Genomic DNA, 25,914 nt, shown 5'->3' on the forward strand with positions numbered 1-25,914 from the left:
AGTAAATCCCCAAATTTATGAAAATCAATATTAACTTATTTATTATAGCAATTCTGCTATTTAACCTATTGCCCGCTCAAAACATTTCTTTGTTCAACCAATTAAATGGACATTTAGATTACACAGCGATTGGTAACACCCTTAATAAGTCCGAAAATAACGGTTCTTCGAACTGTATAATTAACACGAATTCTTCAGCAACCTTAAACTTATCTCCTACACAAACCGTTGAAGCCGCTTACCTCTATTGGGCAGGCTCGGGGTCTGGCGATTTTAATGTGACTCTAAACACCACCGATATCACACCCTCACGAACCTTCGCTTATAACATAGGTACTAGACGGCACTTTTTTGCAGCATTTGCAGATGTGACCACTTTAATTCAAACGGAAGGAAACGGTTTATATACCCTTAGTGATTTAGAACAAAACGTATCGACATATTGCTCTCCTAGCACAAATTTCGCTGGTTGGGCCATTACCATCATTTATTCAGACCCCGCACTTCCCTTCAATCAAGTAAACGTCTATGATGGCTTAGAAACTGTCCCTCGTAGTATCACAATTCAATTGGACAATCTTAACGTCATAGATACCACAGGGGCAAAAGTAGGTTTTATAGCATGGGAAGGCGATGCTGGCTTGGCTGTGAATGAAGTATTACAAATGAACGGAGTAACCTTTAGTAACCGACCTCTTAATCCCGCAAACAATGCCTTCAATGGCACCAATAGTTTCACGAACGATTCCAATTTATACAATATGGATATAGATGTTTATTCTATAGAAAACGCTATCAATGCTGGTGATACCTCTGCAGTCATACAATTAACTTCTGGGCAAGATTTAGTAATGGTGAATAATATCATCACCGTATTAAATAGTCAATTACCAGATGCGAGTGTCACTATTGACTCTGTTGACCAACGCTGTAACCCTCGTGAATTAACCATTGAATATACTGTAAGAAACTTAAATTCTATGCGATTACTGCCTGCAAATACACCCATCGCTTTTTATGTTGACACTGTTTTAGTCGCCCAAGCACAAACGTCAAACGATATTCCTGGTGGCGGAACCGAATCTAATACGCTCACTTTTACAGTAGATCCTTTGTTTTTGGACCCTATTAATCTTACAATTGTGGTAGATGATAATGGTTCGGGAACTGGAATTATCTCAGAAATTAGTGAAACAAATAACTCCGCAGTCATATCTATTGTTGCCAATCCACTTCCAATCGCCAATCAACCGCCAGATTTAGAGGATTGCGACGATAATTTTGATGGAGAGTTAAAGGTTGATATGTCCACACAAACGGCACTTATTATAGGAAGTCAAAATCCTTCTAATTTTACGGTTTCCTATTATGAAAATAGGACTGATGCTGAATCGGGAAACAACCCCTTAGAATTAACGCCTATAGTTGTTTATACAAAATCCGTTGTCGCTAAAATTGTAAATAATACAACGCGGTGTGCAAACTATACGTCCTTTAACCTTATCGTTAACCCTTTACCAATAGTTGCGCAGACTCATACTATAACGCAATGCGATACCGATTATGATGGTCTTACTATTTTTAATATTAAAGATTTTGAAATTAATATTTTTGATGTTCAACAAAATTTTCTCGTTGCAACTTATTTTGACAGTTTACAGGATCTTGAAAATGGAGTTGCTGAAATACAAAATGTAACTGCATTCCAAACAATTTCAAACCCTCAAATAATCTATATCAAAGTATTAAATACGACGAGCCAATGCTATACGTCAGCGCCTCTCACACTGACTTCAATTTTACCGCCTGCGATCAATCCGATATCCGAATTTGAGATTTGTGATTCCGATACCAATTCGTTTGATTTGTCAGAAATAAATAGTCTTCTAACCACAGAAACGCAAGACATTACTCTTCATTATTTTGATTCTTTAACAAATGCTGAAAACAAAATAGACCCCATTACAGTTTTAAACTATCAATCTAATACGACTCCACTCTTTGTACGAATTCAAGATACTGTAACAAATTGTTTTCATATTCACAGTTTTAATTTCATTGCCAATCCTCTTCCAATCGCCAATCAACCGCCAGATTTAGAGGATTGCGACGATAATTTTGATGGAGAGTTAAAGGTTGATATGTCCACACAAACGGCACTTATTATAGGAAGTCAAAATCCTTCTAATTTTACGGTTTCCTATTATGAAAATAGGACTGATGCTGAATCGGGAAACAACCCCTTAGAATTAACGCCTATAGTTGTTTATACAAAATCCGTTGTCGCTAAAATTGTAAATAATACAACGCGGTGTGCAAACTATACGTCCTTTAACCTTATCGTTAACCCTTTACCAATAGTTGCGCAGACTCATACTATAACGCAATGCGATACCGATTATGATGGTCTTACTATTTTTAATATTAAAGATTTTGAAATTAATATTTTTGATGTTCAACAAAATTTTCTCGTTGCAACTTATTTTGACAGTTTACAGGATCTTGAAAATGGAGTTGCTGAAATACAAAATGTAACTGCATTCCAAACAATTTCAAACCCTCAAATAATCTATATCAAAGTATTAAATACGACGAGCCAATGCTATACGTCAGCGCCTCTCACGCTGACTTCAATTTTACCGCCTGCGATCAATCCGATATCCGAATTTGAGATTTGTGATTCCGATACCAATTCGTTTGATTTGTCAGAAATAAATAGTCTTCTAACCACAGAAACGCAAGACATTACTCTTCATTATTTTGATTCTTTAACAAATGCTGAAAACAAAATAGACCCCATTACAGTTTTAAACTATCAATCTAATACGACTCCACTCTTTGTACGAATTCAAGATACTGTAACAAATTGTTTTCATATTCACAGTTTTAATTTCATTGCCAATCCTCTTCCAATCGCCAATCAACCGCCAGATTTAGAAGATTGTGATGATAATTTTGATGGAGAATTAAAATTTGATATATCTCCACAAACAGCTCTTATTTTAGGAAGTCAAAATCCTTCTAATTTTACGGTTTCCTATTTTGAAAACATGGGAGATGCTGAATCGGGAAACAACCCCTTAGAATTAACGCCTATAGTTGTTTATACAAAATCCGTTGTCGCTAAAATTGTAAATAATACAACGCGGTGCGCAAACTACACGTCTTTTAACCTTATCGTTAACCCTTTACCCATAGTTGACATTCCTAAACAGCTTATTTGCTTAGATAACTTACCTCATTATGTAAGTGCTGAAACATTTAACAATGGGGATACTTACTTGTGGTCTACGGGTCAAACTACCAATAAAATTAGTATTGATACGACTGGAACATATTCCGTAACCGTAACCACCCCAAAAGGTTGTGTGACCAGCAGCAGTTTTGAAGCGAATGTCTCGGGTGCAGCTATGATTGAATTTACAGAAGTATTAAATTTTACCGATCCAAACTCCATCACTGTTATGGTAAAAGGTGTCGGGGATTATCAATACAAATTAGATGATAACCCCCTTCAAACTTCAAATTTTTTCAACTATGTAACTTTGGGGTATCATACCATTACTGTGGTGGATTTAAATGGCTGTAGCGAAGTGACCAAAGAAGTATTAGTCATAAATGCTCAAAAGTTTTTCACCCCCAATAATGACACCTATTTTGACACTTGGAATATTATTGGAATCGATACACTCCCAGGGTCTGTTATTTATATCTTTGATCGTTATGGAAAACTTCTTGGAACATTAGCATACAATTCAGGGGGATGGGATGGCACCTATAGAGGCTACGAAATGCCTGCTAATGATTACTGGTTTTTGGCAAAAATCAAAACGCCGACCGAACAATTTGAATACAAAGGCCATTTTGCTCTTAGACGCTAACTTTAAAGTAATCAAAATTAATATATTTGTAGAACAATCAATTTTATGAAACATAAACTAAATATCCCTTTTTTTAGTATAAGTGTAATGCTAATTAACCTCTTAGCAGCTCAAGACATTTCGTTGTTCAATCAACTAAATGGACGCTTGGATTATACAGCAATCGGGAATACCCTTAATACTTCCGAAAACAACAGTGCTGTGGACTGTGTCATTAATACAGCTTCTTCGGCAAACTTAAATTTATCTACCACACAAACCATCGAAGCTGCTTATCTGTACTGGGCGGGATCAGGATCGGGCGATTTTAATGTGACTCTTAACACCACAGAAATCACCCCCTCACGAACCTTCGCTTATAGCTTGGACTCGTCACGAGAATTTTTTGCAGCCTTTGCAGATGTCACCACTTTAATTCAAACCGAAGGAAACGGTTTATATACCCTTAGTAATTTAGAACAAATAAACATTTCATCTGACTATTGCTCTACAGGGACAAATTTTGCGGGCTGGGCCATTACTATCATTTACTCAGACCCTAACCTTCCACTCAATCAATTAAACGTTTATGATGGCTTAGAAAGTGTCCCAAGTAATATCACCATTCAATTGGACAATCTTAATGTCATGGATACTAATGGTGCTAGAATCGGTTTTATAGCTTGGGAAGGCGATGCTGGTTTGGCAGTCAATGAAGTCTTACAAATGAATGGCATCACACTTAGTAACCCACCTCTTAATCCCGCGAATAACGCCTTTAATGGCACCAATAGCTTTACGAACGACTCCAATTTATACAATATGGATATCGACGTTTATCCCATAGAAAACACCATTAATGTGGGGGATTCATCTGCAATCATACAATTATCTTCTGGACAAGATTTAGTAATGGTCAATAATATCATTACCGTATTAAACAGTCAATTACCAGATGCGAGTGTCGTTATAGACACTATTGAACAAAGTTGCAATTCTCGTGAATTAACTGTTGAATATTCTGTAGAAAATCTGAATTCCACACACTTTCTGCCCGCAAATACGCCCATCTCATTTTATGCCAACGCTGTCCTCGTTGCTCAAGCACAAACCCTAAACGACATCCCTATTAATGAAACGGAGTCAAATACAATTAGTGTTACGGTTGATCCATCACTTTTAGATCCTGTTAACCTTACAATTGTAGTGGATGATGACGGTACTGGGGCTGGAATTATCACTGAAATTAGTGAAACAAACAATACGGCTAACACCTCTATTGAATTTTTAGAATCTCCTGATCCGACTCCTTTAACTCCTTTAATAGGTTGTAATTTCGGAAACAATGAAGCCGTTTTTAATTTACGAAATGCTTTAAATGAAATAGATTCTTCATTCGATTTAGAAACCGCTATCTTTTATCAATCCTTAGAAGATTTGATTGATGACCTAGGTGCGTTGATAGATCCCTCACAATACATCAATTCGAACGGAGTTGACACCATCTATTTCAGAGTAGATGCAAACCCCTGTTATGAAATTTTTTCAGTGAATTTAGAGGTCAACGAATGTGACCCTAACATCCCTCAGGGTTTTTCACCCAACGGAGATGGCTTTAATGACTGGTTTAACATAGATGGGCTCTACGATGTGTTTTTACAACACGAACTCTTAATATTCAATCGTTTAGGAGCTATTATTTTTAAAGGGAATAACGATCTTAAATGGGATGGAAAAGCCAATTACGGCCCGCTCAAAGGCGACAACCTCTTACCTGTTGGAACCTATTTTTATGTATTGTATTTGAATGTTCAAAATGCAAAACCCAGATCTGGTTGGGTTTATATGAATTATTAATCTGTTTTTAAAAAATATTTTTAGACTCTCTTTGCTCTAGCGCTTTCTTTGCATTAGCTTTGCAGCTATGCAATTTAAGCTTACTTCTGATTTCAAACCCACTGGTGACCAACCGACTGCTATAAAACAATTAGTAGCTGGAATTGAGTCCGATGAAAAATACCAAACACTTTTGGGAGTTACTGGGTCTGGAAAAACATTCACGGTCGCCAATATCATTCAAGAAGTACAGCGACCTACACTTGTGTTGGCGCATAACAAAACCCTTGCCGCACAACTGTATTCAGAATTCAAACAGTTTTTCCCTGAAAATGCTGTTGAATATTTTGTATCCTATTACGATTATTACCAGCCAGAAGCCTACATTCCTGTTTCAGGAACCTATATAGAAAAAGATTTATCCATTAATGAAGAAATTGAAAAGCTGCGCTTAAGCACCACTTCTTCCCTATTATCGGGGCGAAGAGATGTCATTGTCATTGCTTCGGTTTCGTGTTTGTATGGAATTGGGAATCCTGCTGAATTTCAGAAAAATGTCATCAGCCTAAAAGCAAATGAAGTCATTTCAAGAACTGCTTTGTTACACAAACTCGTTCAAAGTTTATACTCAAGAACCGAAGGCGAATTTAATCATGGTAACTTTAGAATTAAAGGGGATACAGTAGATGTATTCCCTAGTTATGCCGATCATGGGTTTAGAATTCACTTTTTTGGCGATGAAATTGAAGCCATTGAAGCTTTTGACGTTAACAACAACAAAGTCATCGAAGTCTATGAAAGTGTAACCATATATCCTGCAAATATGTTTGTGACCTCGCCTGATATTTTACAAAATGCGATCAAAGACATTCAAGATGATTTGGTTCTACAACACGACTATTTTAAAGACATTGGAAAACACCTTGAAGCGAAACGTTTGAAAGAACGTACGGAGTTTGATTTGGAAATGATTCGCGAATTGGGCTATTGTTCAGGAATTGAAAACTATTCACGCTACTTGGATGGGCGAGCACCAGGCACCCGTCCCTTTTGTTTATTAGATTATTTTCCGAGTGATTCATTGATGGTGATTGATGAAAGTCACGTGACCATATCTCAAGTCCATGCGATGTATGGTGGCGATCGGAGTCGTAAAGAAAATTTAGTTGAATATGGCTTTCGCTTGCCTGCAGCAATGGACAATCGACCTTTAAAATTTGAAGAATTTGAAAGCCTTCAAAACCAAGTATTGTATGTCAGTGCCACCCCAGCCGATTATGAATTGGAAAAATCAGGTGGTGTTGTTGTCGAACAGGTTATTCGACCAACGGGATTGTTGGACCCTATTATAGAAGTACGGCCGAGTTTGAATCAAATTGACGATTTGATTGAAGAAATTCAACAACGCGTCGAAAAAGACGAACGAACATTGGTCACTACTCTAACCAAACGAATGGCAGAAGAGTTGACCAAATATCTGGCACGTATTCAAATTCGCTGTCGTTATATCCATAGTGATGTGGATACCTTGGAACGGGTTGAAATTATGCAAGATTTACGTAAAGGGATATTTGATGTGCTTGTAGGTGTCAACTTATTAAGAGAAGGTTTGGACCTTCCAGAAGTCTCATTAGTAGTGATTTTAGACGCAGATAAGGAAGGTTTTTTGCGTTCGGCACGCTCACTCACGCAAACCGTAGGACGCGCTGCCAGACACCTCAACGGACGTGCTATTATGTATGCAGATAAGATTACCAAAAGCATGCAAAAAACCATCGATGAAACGGAGTACCGTCGGGAAAAACAAATTGCCTACAATACCAAACACAAACTCGTACCTAAAGCACTTAATAAAAGTTTAAACAATGCACTGACTAAGAACTCGGTGAGTAGTTATTATTATGAACAGGAGGCGCTCAAAGCGGCGGAACCGGAAAATGCATACTTGGCAGCTCCTGAATTAGAACAAAAAATCAGAGACACCCGAAAGCTCATGGAGTCTGCAGCAAAAGATTTGGATTTCTTACATGCTGCACAGTTTAGAGATCAAATTAAAGACTACCAAAAAAAGTTGGAGGCTTTAAAAGTTTAACAATCTAACATGGTAAGCAGATATTATTTCTTGCTAAAAAACAATTTAATAATTCTTAAAAAATAATTCCTTTTCTTATTTAAGAATTAGTTTTTTTGTGGCTAAACCATATTTATTTTTCATGCTTATAAAATAGATACCGCTTGTTAAATCACTGAGGTCAAAATCGTGATTCATTAACTCTTCTTTAGTGTTAAAATGAAACGATTTCACTTGTTTACCTTCAATGGTTAAAACTCTAACTTTTGTTTCCGCATCTTGAATAGATGATTGAATAGAAAACTTCCCATTGGTTGGATTTGGATAGATTGATAAATCATAAGTTCCACTATTCTCAATACTATTAATTCCAAGAGGCACACTAAAAATTAATGGTTCATCACTCTTGCTAATAACGTGAACATCTACCTTATAGTAAGGGTTAAATTGATTATCACAATCATTACAACCAGAAATTGTTTCTTCATCACAATCAGAATTATTTGGATGACACAAATCTACATAGTCTGGGTGAAATCGATAATCCAAATCAAAAGAAGATCCTATATAAGCAGAAAGGTCGTATATATCGGGACTCGCTATTGAACCCGGACACCAGCCGGCTCTATTATTCTCCCAAGTTCCAAGTTGAGCTGTACAACTGTCTGGATTTGGATCACAAGTATTCCATAAATTTTGTATGAACACTTGTTCATTATTAATATCTAAATAATGGGTCGCCTCAAAAAACTCAGCAGCACTTGAAATGTTCTCACCCCAATTATGACCCGTAGTTGAAACAGATAAATAAGATTGTTGAATTCCATTGTTAAGGTTAAGATTGTAAGATTCAACTGGTTGTAAGTTTGAGGGATCTCCAAAATCATAATCATTATCCCAAATTTCTGTAACAGAAGAATAGTCATAACTTGGAGTCCCTTGAATATACTCTAAATCCAGAGACAATTGCCAACCACCAGTTCCCCAAGTATCAATAAATACTCTAAATTCAACTTCTCCCTGTAACAGCGAATTATAATTAGTGAGGTCTGTAACATGATTGCAACCAATTCCATAAGGGGTAACATACCTTATAATCTGAATCCAATTTCCGTTTGGTGCTTTAATTTCAATCTGTGATAATCGTTCCCAATCATCACATCCTCCATTAATTTGTGGACATTCCACTGTAAGTGTTGCATTTATTGAGTCGTAAACCCCCACAGACTGTGGTAACGTATAAGTTCCGTAATGCCATTTACTATCAGCATCCCCTGTATATTCAATAATGTCATCGTTCAAGGTCTCTACATTCTGAGATGTAGATTCTTGTACAACATTAATAGTTTTTGTTAGGGTCGTTTGAGTGCCAGAAGTGGAAGTTGCCGTGATTTCTATAATATGATTCCCATAACCTGAAGGTGTCCACAAAAAATAATAAAACCCCGTTTCTTCAACTGCTGTAAACACATCTGAATCGATACCCAAAGTAACAGAAGCAATCGTGTCTGGTTCCTCTACAAATGCATTCATATAAATTATATACGGTTTTAAGGATGGCATTTCCAAATTGTAATCTTCCGTTAATTGCGTTGTTAAGTCCGGAGCTGTTTGACTGAAGCAAAAAGAAGTTACTAGCAGTAAAGCGAATTGTAATTTATGCATTAAATAAAAATTAAATTAACCCAAATTTATTTTATTAATAATTCTTATACATTGATCTGAATCAAGAAATTCAAATTATTTTTCATTGGTTAATTATTGATTGTAATTTAAAACAAATATACGAGTTTCATTAGCATTAAAACCTATCAATTCAAAGAAGCTAACTTTAAATTAAAAAAAAGTAAAGCGGAAATAACCTCGGCTTTTCATTTCTTTTTTAATATTTTTATAGAACTGAAGTAAAGAACTTAATTATAGGTTATGAAACATCCATAACTAAATCTTGGTACTCAAGGGAAATGATTAAATGGATGTACCATACTTGCACTGAGCCTGCCTATCGACAGACAGGCGCCGTCGAAGTATGACCGTTAAAAATCAATAAATACACACATGAAAAGAGCATTGGTAATTTCTGGAGGTGGAAGCAAAGGAGCATTTGCAGGCGGAGTTGCGCAATATTTAATGAAAAATGAAGGCAAAGAATACGATTTATTTTTAGGTACTTCTACAGGGAGTTTGATGGTTTCGCATCTCGCTTTAGGCATGTTAGATGAACTCAAAGAACTCTACACAAATGTAAACCAGAAAAGCATTTTCAGTAACAATCCTTTTAAAATTAAAAAAGTTGATGGAGAAAAAGTGATCAGTATTCGGCATTTAAACACCCTTTGGAATTTTTTAAACGGAAGAAAAACGTTTGGTGAAAGCAAAAACTTAAGACGTTTAATTAAGAAGAATATTACCAAAGAAATGTACGCTAAAATTAGAGCAGAAAACAAAGAAGTAATCGTAACTGTTTCAAATTTAACAGCAAATAGAGTTGAATATAAATCAATTCAAGAGTGTACCTATGACGATTTTTGCGATTGGATTTGGGGTTCCTGCAACTATATTCCATTTATGAGTTTGTTAGAAAAAAATCATTATCAGTATGCTGATGGTGGTTTTGGTTCTTTAGTACCTATTAGAGAAGCCATTTTAAGAGGCGCCACAGAAATTGATGCCATTATTTTAGAAACAGAGGTGACTCAATTTAATAAATTACCTGCTAAAAATCCGTTTTCTTTACTATTTGATATTTTTGATTTTATGCTCACACACGTAGAAAGACATAATATTACGATTGGAAAACTCGCTGCAAACAATAAAAATGTAAAGCTTAATTTATATTATACCCCTACCGTTTTAACCACAAACTCTTTAGTTTTTGATAAAGGATTGATGCGAAAATGGTGGAAATCTGGTTTCAAATATGCGAAGTCTAAGCAAGAAGAAATTATGAGTGAATTCAGACCCGATGTGTTAACGGATACAGAAATAAAAGAAAATTTATAAATTGAACTTTAGATCGTTTATTTGTTTTCAAAAACCGAATCTTTATACCATTGTTCTTCTTTATAATCGTCTATTCTTGATTTATATTCTCGGTTTTTTATAATCAAATGGGTGCGATCTTTCTGTTTGCTTCGGTAGCCAAAAAGATGAAACAACTGTTTGGTAATCAGACGTGCAATACGCAAGTTCACTACCATTGTATCTTTCAGTTCTGAAGCCCATTTAACGCCTGGAAGCATCACAAAGATTCGATCCGTTTTGTAGGTTCTTAGAACTTCTGAAAGGAGTAAGAAAAAAGGGGATATTTTTCGTATCAGAAAATAACCATCACTCCCTTGAGATTGATAGAGTGGCATAAAAATAATGGCCTTTTTTAAAGCGTAAATGGGTTGTTCATTGAGTGTTGCCAAAACCTCTTTTCGTTTGATGGTTTGAAAATTTAAAAACCCTGGTTTCATAACGAATCGTTCCTTTTTTTTAACTTCTAATCGATAATACACCTCGTAAAAATGTTGATGTTCTGGAAAGTGGGTGTTCCAATGGTCGATATAGTGGTCAAAACCAACAGCATTTTTAGCGAGTGCCCCCGTAAATACAAGTGACAAATAGATGAAAATTTTATGATTCTCAACAGAACTTAGAGCGTCATGCTGACCCGCTTCAAACCCAAAAGAAACATATCCGAGTTCATTAATATAACTTAGAAGTGGTCCCTCAAGATACTCTTCAATACCTAAAATTAAAGGCACCGGATATTGCTGCGTAAATTTTCTATTCAACAAGCTGTCATTGACCGTAATAAATGGAGGAGATGCACTTGAAGTTGTATGAAGGTCAAAAAAGTAGAAAGGGCCTTCCTCCTCTTTTAAAATGGTATTTAGTAATTGAAAAATTTCCAACTGTTGTTTTTCATCCTCATTCTCAGGGATGAGATCTCCATTTTCTAAGGCTTCTATTTTATCTTGTGACCAGAGACGATTCAAGTCTGTTTTGTGGTAACGCACCGCTCTTTCCAAGGCCCATAAATTACCGCTTATGGCAATCATCGTTCCAGAAAATTCGTTTTGCTTTGGTTGCAATTCCTTAAGAACTTGATGCAAGGCAAACAGCCCCGAAGGTTCATTTCCGTGAATACCTCCCAAAAAAACCAAACAAGGCCCTGGATACTCCCCGTCTATTCGTCCCACAATTCGGTTCACGCTAATGGTTTGATTGAGTGCTTTGCTATGAACTTCAGGCATTATAAACATGGATAAGGTCTTTGAGTGTTAAAATTCCAACCAGTTGAGTTTCTTGTAATACGGGCAAACACCCTATTTTATGTTTTTTCATGAGGGCAATGGCTTTGTTTAAAGGAGTAGATGTTTGTGCAGTAAATACATCGGTAATCATAATTTCTCGTGCACTGATTGAATTGTTAGCATCCTGTACCTGATCCCAAAATTGTTTTAGATGCTGCCATGTAATTAAGCCGACCAATGTTCCGTCATTGTTTACAACTGGTAAATGATGAATCGTATTCCACTTCATATAATTGAGTGTCAACAATCCTAAATCTGAGGTTTTAGCCGTTATAAGTGTTGAGGTCATAAGATGACCAACTTTTGTTGCTGTAGAGTTGAAAAATTTGATACTTTGTAAATTTGGCCATTCACTCACTTTGTCATAAGATTCCTGATTGGTATGTAAGGTCGAAGTAAGTGCTATTAAGGCATCATCTGGTTTTAATTGCTTTTTCAGATAACGATAATTTGTTACCATCCACTGCGACCCTGTCGATTTTAAAAGCCGATCTCTAATCACGTCTAGATATTTATCGATATCATCGTTATCAATTTTCATGCGTTCCAATCCTATTTTGGAAATGGGCAGCAATACTTCTAATACCAGTTGATCGAGTGGAATTAATTTCCCTCTCCAGTTCATAATAGATTCAGTGCCTGTCCTTGCAGCACGAATAAAATTGGATTTCACATCTTCAAAATCCAATGTTCTAGGGATATCATCAAATTCAGTCGGTCGGCCTTTCATAAGTCCCACCCAAAACGCAAAATTAGCCATTTCGTCTGTGGCGGTTGGACCTGATGGAATGTACCTGTTCTCGATACGAACATGAGGTTTCCCATTTCCTACTCCATAGCAAGGACGGTTCCATCTATAAATGGTTCCATTGTGCAAGTTAAGTGCTGTTAGCTTTGGGATTTTCCCAGCTTTCAATTCGTCAAAAGAACTGCTCTTAATTTCCTTTGTTAGCAAGGTTCTAAATTTAGATATTTCGTGTTTATAGAAATCTACGATGGTTCCTGTAAACCAACTGTTCCCAAAAGTGACTCTAGATTGTTGTTCCGTCTGAGCCAAGGAGACTCTTCGGGTGTCAATACTTTGTTGGAACAATGCAATGCGGGTTTCACTCCAAAGTTCTTTTCCAAGAAGTAAGGGCGAATTCACACAAGCTCCTAATACAGGCCCAGCGATTGTTTGTGCCCAATTATAGCTCGAGGCAAAATCATCAGGAGCTATTTGTAGATGCATTTGAAAACTGGTGTTGCAAGCTTCAAACATTACCGAATTGTGCATAATTGGGAGGTCGTCAACGCCCGCAAAATTCATTCGAAAATTTTCACCTTTAGCTTTTTTGAGTACCTCATTCAAAGCATAATAGCGATCGAAGGGTGTCATAAATTCAAGATCCAACTCATGTTTTGAAATGCTTGGCAAAATCCCTGTCAGTAGGATTTTAGTGTTGTTGTTATTAGCAGCGGTTTTTGCTTTTTCCAAAAGGGACTTTAACTGATTTTCTACTTTTTTGAAAGCATCTGTTTTAAGTTCTATAGGGTCCAAATTTATTTCTAAATTAAAACGTGCTAATTCCGTAGTGAAATGCGAATCATTAATTGCTTCAAGCACTTCCAACGCATTTTTGGCAGGACGCCAATATTCATTGACCAAACAGAATTCTTGTTCGGCTCCAATACGGACAATATCGTCTTCGATCATCTTCTTCTCAAACATATATTCAAGACTTTTAAGGTCTTCCATAAGGTGGCGAAGGAACTCTATCCTCGCTTGATGATCTGATTTTGTATTTACTTTCTGCTCTCCCATACAAAGAAGTTTTAAATGGTTTTATTTAGGTTCGATAGATTTTTTAATTGCACAATCTGTATCCGTATCATAAATCAAAAGTTCTTCATCTGTAGGATTCATTTGTCCTTTCAATTCCCCTTTTTGATTCCCCTTTTTGATTCCATATTGAAGATCTACCTGCCGATTCAGAACCTCCAGAGATTCCTACAAAATTGGACATTAAAACTATTATTTTATGTTTTTTAGCCAAGCTTGATAAAATATTTAGTTTTTTATTGATCCCAGACACATTAGTCATCACTGCGGCAACATAAATAGTCGCTGATTGAGAAATCGCAGCATCACAATGTTCAGAAACTGAAGATTCATAACATATCGCTGGTGCTATTTTATGGTTATCAATTTGGATAAAACACGGTTTTTTTCCATTCTCAAAATACTGCTCTTCACCTTGATATAAATATTGCTTAGAGTAAGTCATTCGTTCTTTATTGGGTTGAAATAGGATCATACTGACTAAAGGTTTTGAAATTCCTGCAGTTGGAACTCCAAATCCAATGGTAATATTATTTAAGTCGCTCACCTTTTGAAAGACATCAAACCGTTTGTCTTTTTGAGTTGTCGCCAATGATTTCGCTAATTCAGGTTCATAACCTGTAATTGAAAGCTCCGGAAAAAACACCGCAGAAACTTTCTCTGTAGTGGCCAATTCTATGAGTTCTAAATGAGCCGTTATATTTTTCTCAACACCTCCTTTGAATGGTTTGATTTGTGCAACACTAATTTTCATGGGTGTAGAGCGTTTGGGACGTTAATACACCTGCAATTTATAAAAAATAATTCACAAAAAAAATCCAGAGCGAATGCTCTGGATTTTTTTATATCTATAAACTCTGTTTAGAGTCTGTAATGTCTATTTAAGCTAAAACAGCTTGTACTTTGTCAGCAGCTTCTTGAAATTCAACAGCACTTTGAACATCCAGTCCGGAGTTGTCAATTAATTTTTTGGCGATATCCGCATTGGTTCCTTGTAAGCGTACAATGATTGGCACATTGATAGTTCCCATGTTTTTATAAGCGTCAATCACTCCTTGAGCCACACGGTCACAACGCACAATTCCTCCAAAAATATTAATCAAAATGGCTTTTACTTCTGGATCTTTTAAGATAATCTGAAAAGCGGCTTCTACACGTGCAGCATCTGCCGTACCACCAACATCTAAAAAGTTAGCTGGCTCACCTCCTGCTTGTTTGATTAAATCCATCGTCGCCATTGCCAAACCTGCACCGTTTACCATACAGCCAACGTTGCCTTCTAAATCTACATAATTAAGACCTAAAGCACCTGCTTCAACTTCAATAGGATTTTCTTCGCGAATGTCTCTTAATTCTAAATAATCTTTATGTCTGAATAAAGCATTGTCGTCAATGGTTACTTTGGCATCGACTGCTAATATTTTATTATCACTTGTTTTTAATACTGGGTTGATTTCAAATAACGATGCATCCGATTTGTCATAAGCCGTATATAAAGCTGTTACAAATTTAGTCATGTCCTTAAATGCAGCCCCTGATAAACCAAGGTTGAAAGCTACACGACGCGCTTGGAATGGTAACATTCCAGTTGCAGGATCAATTTCTTCTGTAAAAATTAAATGTGGTGTTTCTTCAGCAACGGTTTCGATATCCATTCCACCTTCCGTAGAATACATAATCATATTTCTTCCTGTCGTTCGGTTCAAAAGAACTGAGACATAAAATTCACTCGTTTCCGTCTCACCAGGATAATATACATCTTCAGCTACCAATACTTGGTGTACTTTTTTGCCTTCGGCAGAGGTTTGAGGCGTCACTAATTGCATGCCGATAATTTGATCTGCAATCGATTCTACTTCACCTAGATTTTTAGCAAGTTTAACCCCACCACCTTTACCACGACCACCTGCGTGTACTTGGGCTTTTAGGACGTGCCAGCCTGTACCAGTTTCTTCGGTCAGTTTTTTGGCAGCAGCAACCGCTTCTTGAGGCGTATTTACGACGATTCCCTTTTGGATTTTTACGCCAAAAGTGCTTAATATTTCTTTTCCTTGGTATTCGTGTAAGTTCATCTTTAAATAGATTTATTTTTTATTTCCTCATAGGAAGAAATATTTAAAAACTTTAGAGCCCAAAAGTAATTAACCTTATGCGTTTTACCAATAATTTTTAGAATTGATTTTGAGTTAATTCGTTTTTTATATCCATCTAATATTTCAACCCTTTTATGACTGAGAATGCTTTATCAACTAAATGGTCTTCAACGAGGATGGTGAACTCATTTGTGGTTGAAATGACTTCGTATAAAGTGACATTTTCCCAAGCCAGCCGCTTAAATATTTGATAGTACAATCCAACAATTTTAGAATTACCTTGTGGTAAGTTAATGCTTATGGCCGATAAATTATCTTGCAAGCCAATGAGTGTTTCATTTTTAAAGACCTCAAAAATGCTCTCTTTTTCTGAGGTGGAACTCATAATATTACTTTCAAAAATTCCACGGGTGAACGCATAAAATATTTGATGTTTCGTATTGATTTTTTCTAATACTTTTGAATGGCTGTTGATTAATGTCTTGGAATTCTGAAATGTAAAATCACTTAAATTGGAGCGCACAGTGATATCGCCTAAGTTTTTAAATACATTTTTTAAGCGTACTGTATCTTCAGTATTAATAGGTTGATCATAGCGTCTTAATGCCATCATAATGGCACCATCTTTTACAGGTCTGCGTAACATCTCAGAAATAGTGGTATTTAAATCTTTTGCTAAGGCTGAAAAATTTATAATCTCACGGGTGAGTGCTTCTTCCAAAAAAGGTCTGGACACTAAAATCTCTTGAACACAGGAAGCGATTGTTTTCAATTTGTTTATTATTTAACATTTTGTGTAAAAATAGTATTATTTTTTTATTTTTATGGTACATCTAAGGATTAGATTTAGTTTTGACGTTTCAACTAGAATAAATATTAAAATTTAGAAACAATGAATCAAGACACTTTATTACAGATTGCAAAAGACTATGGAAGCCCCGTTTACGTGTATGACGCACATAAAATGGAAACCCAATACAAACGGTTAACAGCAGCTTTTAGTAAAGTCAAACATTTGAAAGTTAATTATGCCGCCAAAGCATTGACCAATATTTCAGTTCTTAAATTTATCAACCACTTGGGTGCTGGATTGGACACGGTGTCAATTCAAGAAGTACAGTTAGGATTGCTGGCGGGTTTTCAAGCTGAAAATATTATATATACGCCCAACGGTGTTTCTTTGGAAGAGATTGAAAACGTAGCTAAATTGGGGGTTCAAATTAATATTGATAATCTTTCGATTTTAGAGCAATTTGGAACTAAACATCCAAAAGTCCCCGTATGTATTCGAATCAATCCACACATTATGGCGGGTGGTAATACCAATATTTCAGTCGGACATATTGATTCTAAATTTGGAATTTCCATTCACCAAACGCCTTTATTGTTGCGTATTGTTGAAAACACAAACATGACGATTAATGGGATTCACATGCACACCGGAAGTGACATTTTGGATATTGATGTGTTTATACAAGCGAGTGAGATTTTATTTGACGTTGCGAGACAGTTTGACAATCTTGAATTTATTGATTTTGGATCTGGGTTTAAAGTGCCTTATAAAGAGAACGACATCGAAACTAATATTGAGGAATTAGGCGAAAAATTAACGGAGCGCTTTCAGACTTTTTGTAAGAACTATGGTAAGGATCTGACTTTAGCATTTGAACCTGGGAAATTTTTGGTGAGTGAATCTGGATACTTTTTAGCGAAAGTAAATGCCATCAAACAAACAACCTCAACCGTTTTTGCACAAATAGATTCTGGATTTAACCATCTCATTCGTCCGATGCTTTATGGTGCTCAGCAGGATATTGTAAACATTTCAAACCCAGAGGGCAAACAACGCTTCTATTCTGTTGTAGGTTATATTTGTGAAACGGATACGTTTGCCAACAATCGACGTATCAATGAAATTACAGAAGGGGATGTTCTTGCCTTTAAGAATGCAGGAGCCTATTGTTTTATGATGGCGAGTAATTATAATTCACGTTACCGTCCTGCCGAGGTTTTATGGTATAATGAGACAGCTCATCTCATTCGAAAACGTGAGGTTTTTGAAGATTTAACTAGGAATCAGGTGCTGATAGAATTCTAGATATGAGCGTTTTATGAAATATATTATAATAATAAAAATCTTAATAAATTATTAAAAACTGTGCATAAGTGAAATATAATAGTACATTTGTAGTCTAAAAATTATACAAGTGAAAAACGGTACAGTAAAGTTCTTCAATGCATCCAAAGGATTTGGGTTCATTACAGAAGATGATTCAAACACAGAGTACTTCGTACACGTAACTGGAATAATCGATGAGATTAATGAAGGTGACAAAGTTGAGTTTGAATTAAAAGAAGGTAGAAAAGGTATGAATGCAGTAAACGTTAGAATTCTCTAATTTTTACTTTTACATTATTTTTTTACAAAAAGCCTGTCCATTCGGACAGGCTTTTTTATTTCTATTCGCTGCCGTCAACATACGCCTGGAGGTATGAAAATGCCGGCGTAAGTTGTCTGTTTTTAGTCATTCGAGACCGTTCTAAAACCCCATAGGCATCCTTATTAAAAAAGCATGGGATGATGTCTTTTACAAAAATTTCTCCAAATCCTTCACTGGCATCTTTTGGCAATTCACAGGGTAAATTATCTACTGCCATGACGGCAATCGCATTGGTATTTCTAAAATCGACTTCCGTTTCTGTTTGCGGATCATAGCCATAAATGGGACTTTCAATGGTAGAGGGTCGGATGGTACAGGCCACAGGCCCATCGATATCACAACTGATGTCTGCCACAACTTTTAATTTAAAGGATTCTGCTTTGGCTTGATCCCGTGTGAAAAATGCAGGAGCTCCTTTTCCGTAAAAATGACCAGCTACAAATAGATCGGCTACGGATGTAAAGCGATCAAAGGTAGAGCGGTATGCTTCTGGGTGTTTAAATAAATCGGACTTCCCTAGATGCTGCCCATCTATACGTTCGCAATAGTCCAATACATCTAAAAGTACATAGACCGCTTCTGTAAAATCTTTATTTAAGAAATCGTCAACCGACACTTTTTTAATATTTAGATGGTCTAAAATTTCTTTAGCCCCCTGCCCTACACGTCCCGTTCCAGTCAAAATAATTTTAATATTAGGAAGTGTGATTTGATCTAATTCTGTATTTAATGCCTGACGACCACTGAGTGTTGTCGCTTTTGGTAATTCAAATATAGTTTGTTTTAATCCTAAAGTTCGCATGCCATTATAAGCGCCTACAACCCCTGCATAATAGCCAAATCCAATCAGTCGGTGCTTGTTTTTATTAATCAGAGTTTCATGGTCATAAAGGGTGATGTTTTTATCTAAAATCGCGCGCAGCAACTCTCGATTGTAAGGTTGTTTTTTGATGGTATGACTGAAAAAAAAATAGCTTTTGTTTGGGATTAAGGCATCGATCGGGACTTCTTTAACGCCTATCAATACATCTGCCTCACTGACATCTTTAACGACCTCTAAACCTACTTTGGTGTACTCTGCATCTGAAAAAATACGAATGGGTGAAGTTTCAACCACTAACTTTGCAGATGGAAAGTCTGAAAGTAGTTTTTGACAGGATGTTGGGTCTAAAACTACACGTCTGTCTGGGGGCGATTTTCGTTCTTGAATGATGGCAAATTTCATAGGCAGATAAAAAATATTAAAAGATTTTTCACGAAAGTAAAAGGATTTGAGCGGTTGCACAAGTTTTTTTGTAACTTTGCCTCCCCTCTTTGGGGGATTATAGTAATGGGGTCGACTGGTATTGACAGCGAGATCTACTAAACTGTAAGCACGTCGTGTGATGATATTGATACACGTAAAAGGCCATATCACCATTTAAACGGCGAGAATAACTACGCTTTAGCTGCTTAATCCGAATTATAGTAGGATGAGCCTAGTCCCGCAAGGCGGGAAAGCTAAATGTCTCCTGAAAGCCTTGGTTCACGGCGTTCAATTTTGAGACATCGTAAATGTCAACCTAGATTCTCTAAGGCTTTGGTAGGGATTCGAAATTAAAAAAGCTAAGGAATAAGTGGGCCGTTTTTAGTCAGTTTATTTCCGACAATTAAATAAAAACTAAACGTGTAGAAAGCTTTTTATTAGCTTGTTTGGACCCGAGTTCGATTCTCGGCGACTCCACTTTGAAGCACAGCAAAGCTGTGAATAAACCCTTAAAAAAGCCCTGCAAATTTATTTGTAAGGGCTTTTGTAGGTTTAGACACCTGGGCTGAAAGCACAGTTTGCTGTATTTCCTAAAAGGGAGCTAAGAGAGAAACCGAAGGTTAATCTAGGCGACTCCACTTTTTATTCCCAAGAATAATTTTTTATACTTGGGAGTAATTTTTTCTAAAAACAGCTAAATCAGACCTAAAAAAGTTCGACTTCACTCCCCTCTGCTCCACTTTTTATTCTCAAGAATAATTTTTTATTTTTGGTAATAATTATTTGATTATTTCAAGAAAATTAGTTCTTATTAAACTTTAAATTAAATCAACAATATCAAATTGTTATAAAAATAGCACATAATTACAAAAAAATACCACCCTTGTAGAGTGGTATTTTAATAATTTAACTAGAGTTTCTTTTAAAACGCCCGTACAGCACGTACAGCTTTTGAATTATTAGTTGAGTGGTTTGCTCCAGGGCTATTAGAAGAAGTTCCAAAACCATTTGCCATATTAACAAAATATGCGTTACCGTAACCAGGTTGAGTGGAACTCCAATAATCATTACCGCCCCACATTGGAGAAATATTTGCTTTAGCTAAATAAATTAATTCTAACTCTCTAATAGTGGGTAAGCGCCAATCCATAAATTTAGCGCCGTTAGTATCGTGTCTTGTGATATCATTTAAAAGATTATCAATTGGATACCATGTAGAGACACCTTGGTCTTGCATTGCGACCACCAAACCGTGTTTTCCACCATCACGGACTTCAATTACAAACCCACCTAACTCTGCATAGAAAGTGTTGACACTATATACAGAATCTGAACCACTTGATGGAGTCGTCCATGTAGGAACTCCTGTTCCCGAGGATGTTAATACCTGCCCCGATGAACCTGCATTATTATTTGGCATAAGTGCACCATTGAATTTAATATTGCCTGCAACATCTAACTTTTCGGTTGGTGAATTAGTTCCTATTCCAACTTTACCATCATTCTTTATTATCATTTTAGTGTCTGATAATCCATAATCATTGGCGTTAGTATAGCTATTTAGTATAAAACGTAAATCCGTTCTACCCCAATTACTAATTCCTGATGCAACAATAGCCGTTTTATTAATACCACCTGCTCTCAACATAAGGTGAGCCTCATCACCCTCACCATACGCATTAATTAATGCTTTAGCATCACCTAAAGCAGCCTTTACATGTAAAAGTTGTGCAGGACTAACTGTCCCAATACCAACATTTGTACCATCATCATAAATTGAGCTATTTCCTAGTACTGTTGAAGACCCATCGAATTTGGCTATCATATTACCAGTTCCTGAACCGCTAACCCCTGCCGAAGAAGTTGTCCACGATAGTGCTCCAGAACCATCCGTTGTTAAAACCTGTCCGCTTGTACCGTCAGTGTTTGGAATTGTAATCTCTCCTGCAGTTATTGATCCACTTGTTTTTACATTCGTAACACTTGTATTACCCAATTGAACTGTATTATCGCCAGAGCCAATAGCACCTTTACCTATTACAGTTTCATTATTTGCATTAGGTGAACTCACATTTGCATCAAGTCCAATCAAAGTGTTGTTTGTACCTGTTGTTATCGATTCTCCTGCTCTTTGTCCTAAACCAGTATTATTGCTTCCTGTAGAAACGTTAAGCATTGTTTGATTTCCTATTGATGTATTAGCAATTCCTGTAGTTAATGAAAACATATTTTCGGCACCCAAAGCTGTATTTCCACTACCTGTTGATAATGCTCTCATATTGTAGTATCCAATTGCAGTATTGTTATCAAACCCAGTTCCTGAGTAAGATTCGAGAGCTCTCGATCCTATTGCAGTATTTCGCTTTCCTGTTCCCGAACCCATCGAAGATCCGATGGCTAAATTGTTATCGCCATCACCAGATCCTGTGCCAAAATATAAGCCATCAACAGTAAGACTAGTCGTTATTGTTGTGTTGTCAGGCAATCCAACGGTGGTTGTAGAATCAGATGTAGAAACTTCAATTTCATTTACTGTTCCATTAATTGTTTCTGCCGAAGAAGTTGTCCACGAAAGTGTTCCAGAACCATCTGTTGTTAAAACTTGATTGGCATTACCAGTCGTATTCGGATAGGTGTTTCCACTAGCAATTAATGTTGGAGTGGTTACCGTTCCTGTAAAGGTTGGTGAAGCAATATTAGCTTTTAAATCTATTGCCGTATTTTGGGTGGTTTGCTCGGCGGTAATCGCAGACAAAGAACTTGTTGTAGTACCACTCACAGCACGAATAGCACGAACAGCACTTGAAGAGTGCTTAGCGTTATCATTGACCTGACCTCCATTATTGAAATTCTGTTTCCATGCGCGATTATTAGCAACTTCCGAAGAAGTCCAGTATACGGTAGCTGAAAATGGTGTAAATCCAGAGATTGCATCTAACGTTGGTTTTTTTATATACATCTCATTTAATTCGTCTTTTGAAGGAAAAAACCAGTCGGTATAACCTCCACCATTATATGCCCTTGCTAAACCTGCAGCATAACTCGTTTCCGTTTCACCTTGGGCGTTTATAATAGCCGTTGTATTGACTGCTCCAGTTCCTATCGCGGTACCTGTTGCTCCAGTTGTGATGTGAGTGCCATTGTACCATCGAATCCCTGTACTCTGGTCTTCTATAGCACTAACTAAACCCTTAGTGTTATCTGTTGGGTCTATCCAAAATACAAATCCGCCCCCTACAAAATCACCAATAGATAATGGCTGAGCTACTTGACCATTATTAATAATATCTGATAGAGCAGCAATTTCACTTGTATCTGCATCTGCACCTGCTGGACCGATTTGACCTTGAGCCCCTGTTGGACCTACCTGACCTACTGGACCTGAAACTGTTGAGTCCGCACCAGCTGGACCTTGAGCACCTTGATTTCCTGTTGGGCCGATTGGACCCGCTAGGCCTTGGGCTCCTTGATTTCCTTGAGCTCCTGCTGGACCGATTGGACCTGCCTGACCTACTGGACCTTGAACACCTTGAGCTCCTGCTGGACCGATTGGACCTTGAGCGCCATCAGCACCATCTGCACCTGCTGGGCCTGGAGCACCTTGATTTCCTTGAGCTCCTGTTGGACCTATTGGACCTGCCTGACCTACTGGACCTACTGGACCTACTGGACCTAGAACTGTTGAATCCGCGCCAACTGGACCTTGAACACCTTGATTTCCTTGAGCTCCTGTTGGACCTATTGGACCCTGAGCACCAGGAGCTCCTGCAGCACCTATACTTCCTGTTGGACCTATTGGACCCTGAGTACCAGTCTCGCCTTGTATTCCTTGGTCGCCTTGTACACCTTGAGCACCATCAACTCCGTCTTGACCATCAACACCTGCTGGTCCTGGAGCACCTTGATTTCCTTGAGGACCTGCTGGACCGGCTACACCATCAATTTTTGCCCAAGCCGTTCCGTCATAAAAATAAAACCCTGATACTTCATCCGTTTGATAAATCATCAACCCTGAAGCTGGTGATACAATTGCATCTCGCTGCGTCTGTGTGAGTCTTGGAATTAAAATTCCACCTGTAGTGGATTCAATCTCTAATGCCGAAGAGGCATCAGGGTTATTTGTGTTGATACCTACTTGTGCGTAACCCAATGCTGTGAACAGCATAAGTGCTATTAATGTGATTTTTTTCATCTTATTGTTTTATGATTTTAAATGTTGAAATTTGGTTTTGTGTGTTTTGTAAATTCAGTAAATAAACACCTGTTGGTAAGTCTGTAACATCCAGTTCTAAGGCATTTGATTCTAATATTTTTTGACCTGCTGTATTGAACAATGTTGAGTGTTGCGCAAAATTAGAAACTATAATTATTTTATCGGTTGTTGGATTTGGGTAAACACGTACGATATCATTTAGTGTTTCTGTTTTTATGGTGAGTGTTGCTGATGAAGCACTTGCAGTAATTTTTTTAAATCCAACAAGTTCTGTGAAATCATAACTCAATATGTTGTTTGTATCATCAATGTTTGGAGCAACATTGTTCCAAACATCGTTGGCATCCAATACTTCTAGAACTAATTCTGCTTCGTCAATACCATTGAGTTCAGAATCTAAATAACGAAAAGAAAGTATTCCTGAATAATCAGTTAGTTCATTTGATAATTCATAAACTCTTTCAATACTAGAGTTATCTCCAACAACTATTGGGGTAGTCGATCGCGCAATAGAATTAGGCCCTGTTATGGTATGAGATACACTAGGGGATAATTCTAATCCGTCTACTGAAACAGAACTATTGGAGTTAACACTAACAAAACTTCCTGATTCAATGCTGAGAGTTTGGCTAAAACAAAAGGAAGTTGCTAGCAATAAAGCTATTAGTAATTTGTGCATGGTTAAACGTTAAATTGGTAATGCAATTTAGTTTAAAAATTATAAACATTTAATACATATTTGATATATTATAATAAAAGTAATGATAATTATATTTTATTTGAAAGAATTGAACCTCTTTAAATCCTCAACAAAATAGTTCGATTTTACTCCCTTTAGCTCCACTTTGAAGCACAGCAAAGCTGTGAATAAACCCTTAAAAAAGCCCTGCAAATTTATTTGTAAGGGCTTTTGTAGGTTTAGACACCTGGGCTGAAAGCACAGTTTGCTGTATTTCCTAAAAGGGAGCTAAGAGAAAAACCGAAGGTTAATCTCGGCGACTCCACAAATTATTGACTATCTTGAACTTTCAAAAAGATATGTAATAACCCATTTATTAATTTAAAATTAAGACTTTTAAGTAATGAAATATCCAAATTTATTTAAAGCATTTAATACGCATATAGATTTAGACATTGATGCATATCTAGATTTAGAAGACCGTTTAGTCCACAAAAAAATAGGTAAAAAAGATTTTTTATTTAAACAAGGGGAAGTGGTTAATTACTTACCATTTATTAACGATGGACTAATGATAAATAATATAATAGATAAGGATGGAGAAGAACATGTAATCCAAATTCGGGGGACTGGATTATGGCTTGGTGATTTGTACAGCTTTTTTTCAGGTGCAACAACATGAGAAATGTCAAAAACTGTTAAATCATTATTGATGGCTTCTTCCGTAAAGTTTTTAACAAAAGGAGTTCCTGGAATATTAGAAAATTGGGCATGGAGGGGGTTGCTAACAATGAAAATTGCTAGAAAAACGAGACTTCTGATTGTATTTTTAATCATTAATGATAAATAAGTAACTTTTAAAACGAAACCAAATATACAATTTATGACGAAACCGTATTATTCAACATGATAATTTATTCATAGTTAAGAGGTAAACCTGAGCGCACATAATATAAAATTACATTTGACAAGAAATTAAAATAAATTGATTAATTTTGCAACTTACTTTTGTAAAATGTATTTAAACAATCAACTTGCAAAAAATATTGCTGCGTTATTGCTTTTATTAGCTTTAATACTTCCGACTGCAATTCAGTTTAGCCATATGATTGAAGGGCATGAAGGTGATACTTGTAATAACCTGAGTACTCACATACATAAATCTGAAAAGAATTGCGAAATATGTGCTTTCCATATTACATCTTTCAACTATGATATTGCTAAATATCCTGATTTACTTTTAGCACAAATTTCTGTTAAGGTCAGTACAACCTATACCCCATTACAATTATACTTCTCTACCTTAACAAATAATCAGTTACGCGGCCCCCCAGTATTTTCTTAATATA

General features: G+C 36.6%; 18 protein-coding genes and 1 other RNA gene. 10 read left to right on the forward strand and 9 right to left on the reverse strand.

Annotated elements, in window-relative coordinates:
• The first annotated feature begins 17 nt into the window (after positions 1-17).
• From FORMB_RS01270 to uvrB, 3 genes are all read left to right on the forward strand, one after another.
• Positions 18-3,881, forward strand: coding sequence for a T9SS type B sorting domain-containing protein (locus FORMB_RS01270; protein WP_069675731.1), 3,864 nt, complete (start codon positions 18-20; stop codon positions 3,879-3,881).
• 45 nt (positions 3,882-3,926) lie between these two features.
• Entirely contained in the window at positions 3,927-5,717 is a 1,791-nt protein-coding gene (locus FORMB_RS01275) for a gliding motility-associated C-terminal domain-containing protein (protein WP_069675732.1), read from the forward strand.
• Positions 5,718-5,784: 67 nt separating this feature from the next.
• Positions 5,785-7,788 (forward strand): excinuclease ABC subunit UvrB, encoded by a 2,004-nt coding sequence (gene uvrB, locus FORMB_RS01280; RefSeq protein WP_069675733.1) that lies wholly within the window; start codon positions 5,785-5,787, stop codon positions 7,786-7,788.
• A 75-nt stretch (positions 7,789-7,863) separates the two neighbouring features.
• On the opposite strand, the gene FORMB_RS01285 is transcribed toward uvrB, so the two are convergent.
• Positions 7,864-9,432 (reverse strand): T9SS type A sorting domain-containing protein, encoded by a 1,569-nt coding sequence (locus tag FORMB_RS01285; RefSeq protein ID WP_069675734.1) that lies wholly within the window; start codon positions 9,430-9,432, stop codon positions 7,864-7,866.
• Positions 9,433-9,825: 393 nt separating this feature from the next.
• Between FORMB_RS01285 and FORMB_RS01290 the strand changes: the two genes are divergently transcribed.
• Entirely contained in the window at positions 9,826-10,770 is a 945-nt protein-coding gene (locus tag FORMB_RS01290) for a patatin-like phospholipase family protein (RefSeq protein ID WP_069675735.1), read from the forward strand.
• Between the two features lie 17 nt (positions 10,771-10,787).
• On the opposite strand, the gene FORMB_RS01295 is transcribed toward FORMB_RS01290, so the two are convergent.
• The 5 genes from FORMB_RS01295 to FORMB_RS01315 form a co-directional block, all read right to left on the reverse strand.
• Complete coding sequence (locus FORMB_RS01295; RefSeq protein ID WP_069677855.1) at positions 10,788-12,011, reverse strand: succinylglutamate desuccinylase/aspartoacylase family protein; 1,224 nt, start codon at positions 12,009-12,011, stop codon at positions 10,788-10,790.
• Entirely contained in the window at positions 12,004-13,875 is a 1,872-nt protein-coding gene (locus FORMB_RS01300) for a CBS domain-containing protein (protein ID WP_069675736.1), read from the reverse strand. Before FORMB_RS01300 ends, FORMB_RS01295 begins: the two co-directional genes overlap by 8 nt.
• Positions 13,876-13,960: 85 nt before the next feature.
• Positions 13,961-14,647: a carbon-nitrogen hydrolase family protein gene (locus FORMB_RS01305; protein WP_197493483.1), complete on the reverse strand. Its 687-nt coding sequence runs from the start codon at positions 14,645-14,647 to the stop codon at positions 13,961-13,963.
• A 127-nt stretch (positions 14,648-14,774) separates the two neighbouring features.
• Complete coding sequence (sucC, locus tag FORMB_RS01310; RefSeq protein ID WP_069675737.1) at positions 14,775-15,965, reverse strand: ADP-forming succinate--CoA ligase subunit beta; 1,191 nt, start codon at positions 15,963-15,965, stop codon at positions 14,775-14,777.
• A 136-nt stretch (positions 15,966-16,101) separates the two neighbouring features.
• Positions 16,102-16,758, reverse strand: a complete 657-nt coding sequence (locus FORMB_RS01315; protein WP_069675738.1) for a hypothetical protein — start codon at positions 16,756-16,758, stop codon at positions 16,102-16,104.
• Positions 16,759-16,878: 120 nt separating this feature from the next.
• Between FORMB_RS01315 and lysA the strand changes: the two genes are divergently transcribed.
• Together lysA and FORMB_RS01325 are read left to right on the forward strand one after the other, a co-directional pair.
• On the forward strand, positions 16,879-18,084 hold the full coding sequence (gene lysA / locus FORMB_RS01320; protein ID WP_069675739.1) for a diaminopimelate decarboxylase: 1,206 nt from the start codon (positions 16,879-16,881) through the stop codon (positions 18,082-18,084).
• 109 nt (positions 18,085-18,193) lie between these two features.
• Entirely contained in the window at positions 18,194-18,385 is a 192-nt protein-coding gene (locus tag FORMB_RS01325) for a cold-shock protein (RefSeq protein ID WP_069675740.1), read from the forward strand.
• Between the two features lie 61 nt (positions 18,386-18,446).
• On the opposite strand, the gene FORMB_RS01330 is transcribed toward FORMB_RS01325, so the two are convergent.
• Positions 18,447-19,652, reverse strand: a complete 1,206-nt coding sequence (locus FORMB_RS01330; protein ID WP_069677856.1) for an NAD(P)-dependent oxidoreductase — start codon at positions 19,650-19,652, stop codon at positions 18,447-18,449.
• 107 nt (positions 19,653-19,759) lie between these two features.
• On the opposite strand from FORMB_RS01330, the gene ssrA reads away from it, so the two are divergent.
• Positions 19,760-20,153, forward strand: a transfer-messenger RNA (tmRNA) gene (ssrA, locus tag FORMB_RS01335).
• Positions 20,154-20,595: 442 nt separating this feature from the next.
• Here the strand turns inward: ssrA and FORMB_RS01340 are convergent.
• Together FORMB_RS01340 and FORMB_RS01345 are read right to left on the reverse strand one after the other, a co-directional pair.
• On the reverse strand, positions 20,596-23,865 hold the full coding sequence (locus tag FORMB_RS01340) for an Lcl domain-containing protein (RefSeq protein ID WP_069675741.1): 3,270 nt from the start codon (positions 23,863-23,865) through the stop codon (positions 20,596-20,598).
• A gap of 1 nt (position 23,866) precedes the next feature.
• Positions 23,867-24,565: a T9SS type A sorting domain-containing protein gene (locus FORMB_RS01345; protein WP_069675742.1), complete on the reverse strand. Its 699-nt coding sequence runs from the start codon at positions 24,563-24,565 to the stop codon at positions 23,867-23,869.
• 403 nt (positions 24,566-24,968) lie between these two features.
• Here FORMB_RS01345 and FORMB_RS01350 point away from each other — a divergent pair, with 403 nt between their 5' ends.
• The 3 genes from FORMB_RS01350 to FORMB_RS01355 all read left to right on the forward strand — a co-directional run bounded on the left by FORMB_RS01350 (position 24,969) and on the right by FORMB_RS01355 (position 25,910).
• Positions 24,969-25,247, forward strand: coding sequence for a hypothetical protein (locus FORMB_RS01350; RefSeq protein ID WP_069675743.1), 279 nt, complete (start codon positions 24,969-24,971; stop codon positions 25,245-25,247).
• A 3-nt stretch (positions 25,248-25,250) separates the two neighbouring features.
• Positions 25,251-25,415 carry a hypothetical protein gene (locus tag FORMB_RS12920; protein ID WP_157498054.1) on the forward strand — a complete coding sequence of 55 codons (165 nt, stop codon included), beginning with the start codon at positions 25,251-25,253 and terminating at the stop codon, positions 25,413-25,415.
• Positions 25,416-25,580: 165 nt separating this feature from the next.
• On the forward strand, positions 25,581-25,910 hold the full coding sequence (locus tag FORMB_RS01355; RefSeq protein WP_069675744.1) for a hypothetical protein: 330 nt from the start codon (positions 25,581-25,583) through the stop codon (positions 25,908-25,910).
• Positions 25,911-25,914 lie beyond the last annotated feature (4 nt).

Origin of the sequence: Formosa sp. Hel1_33_131 (assembly GCF_001735745.1) — a bacterium.
Lineage (GTDB): Bacteria > Bacteroidota > Bacteroidia > Flavobacteriales > Flavobacteriaceae > Hel1-33-131.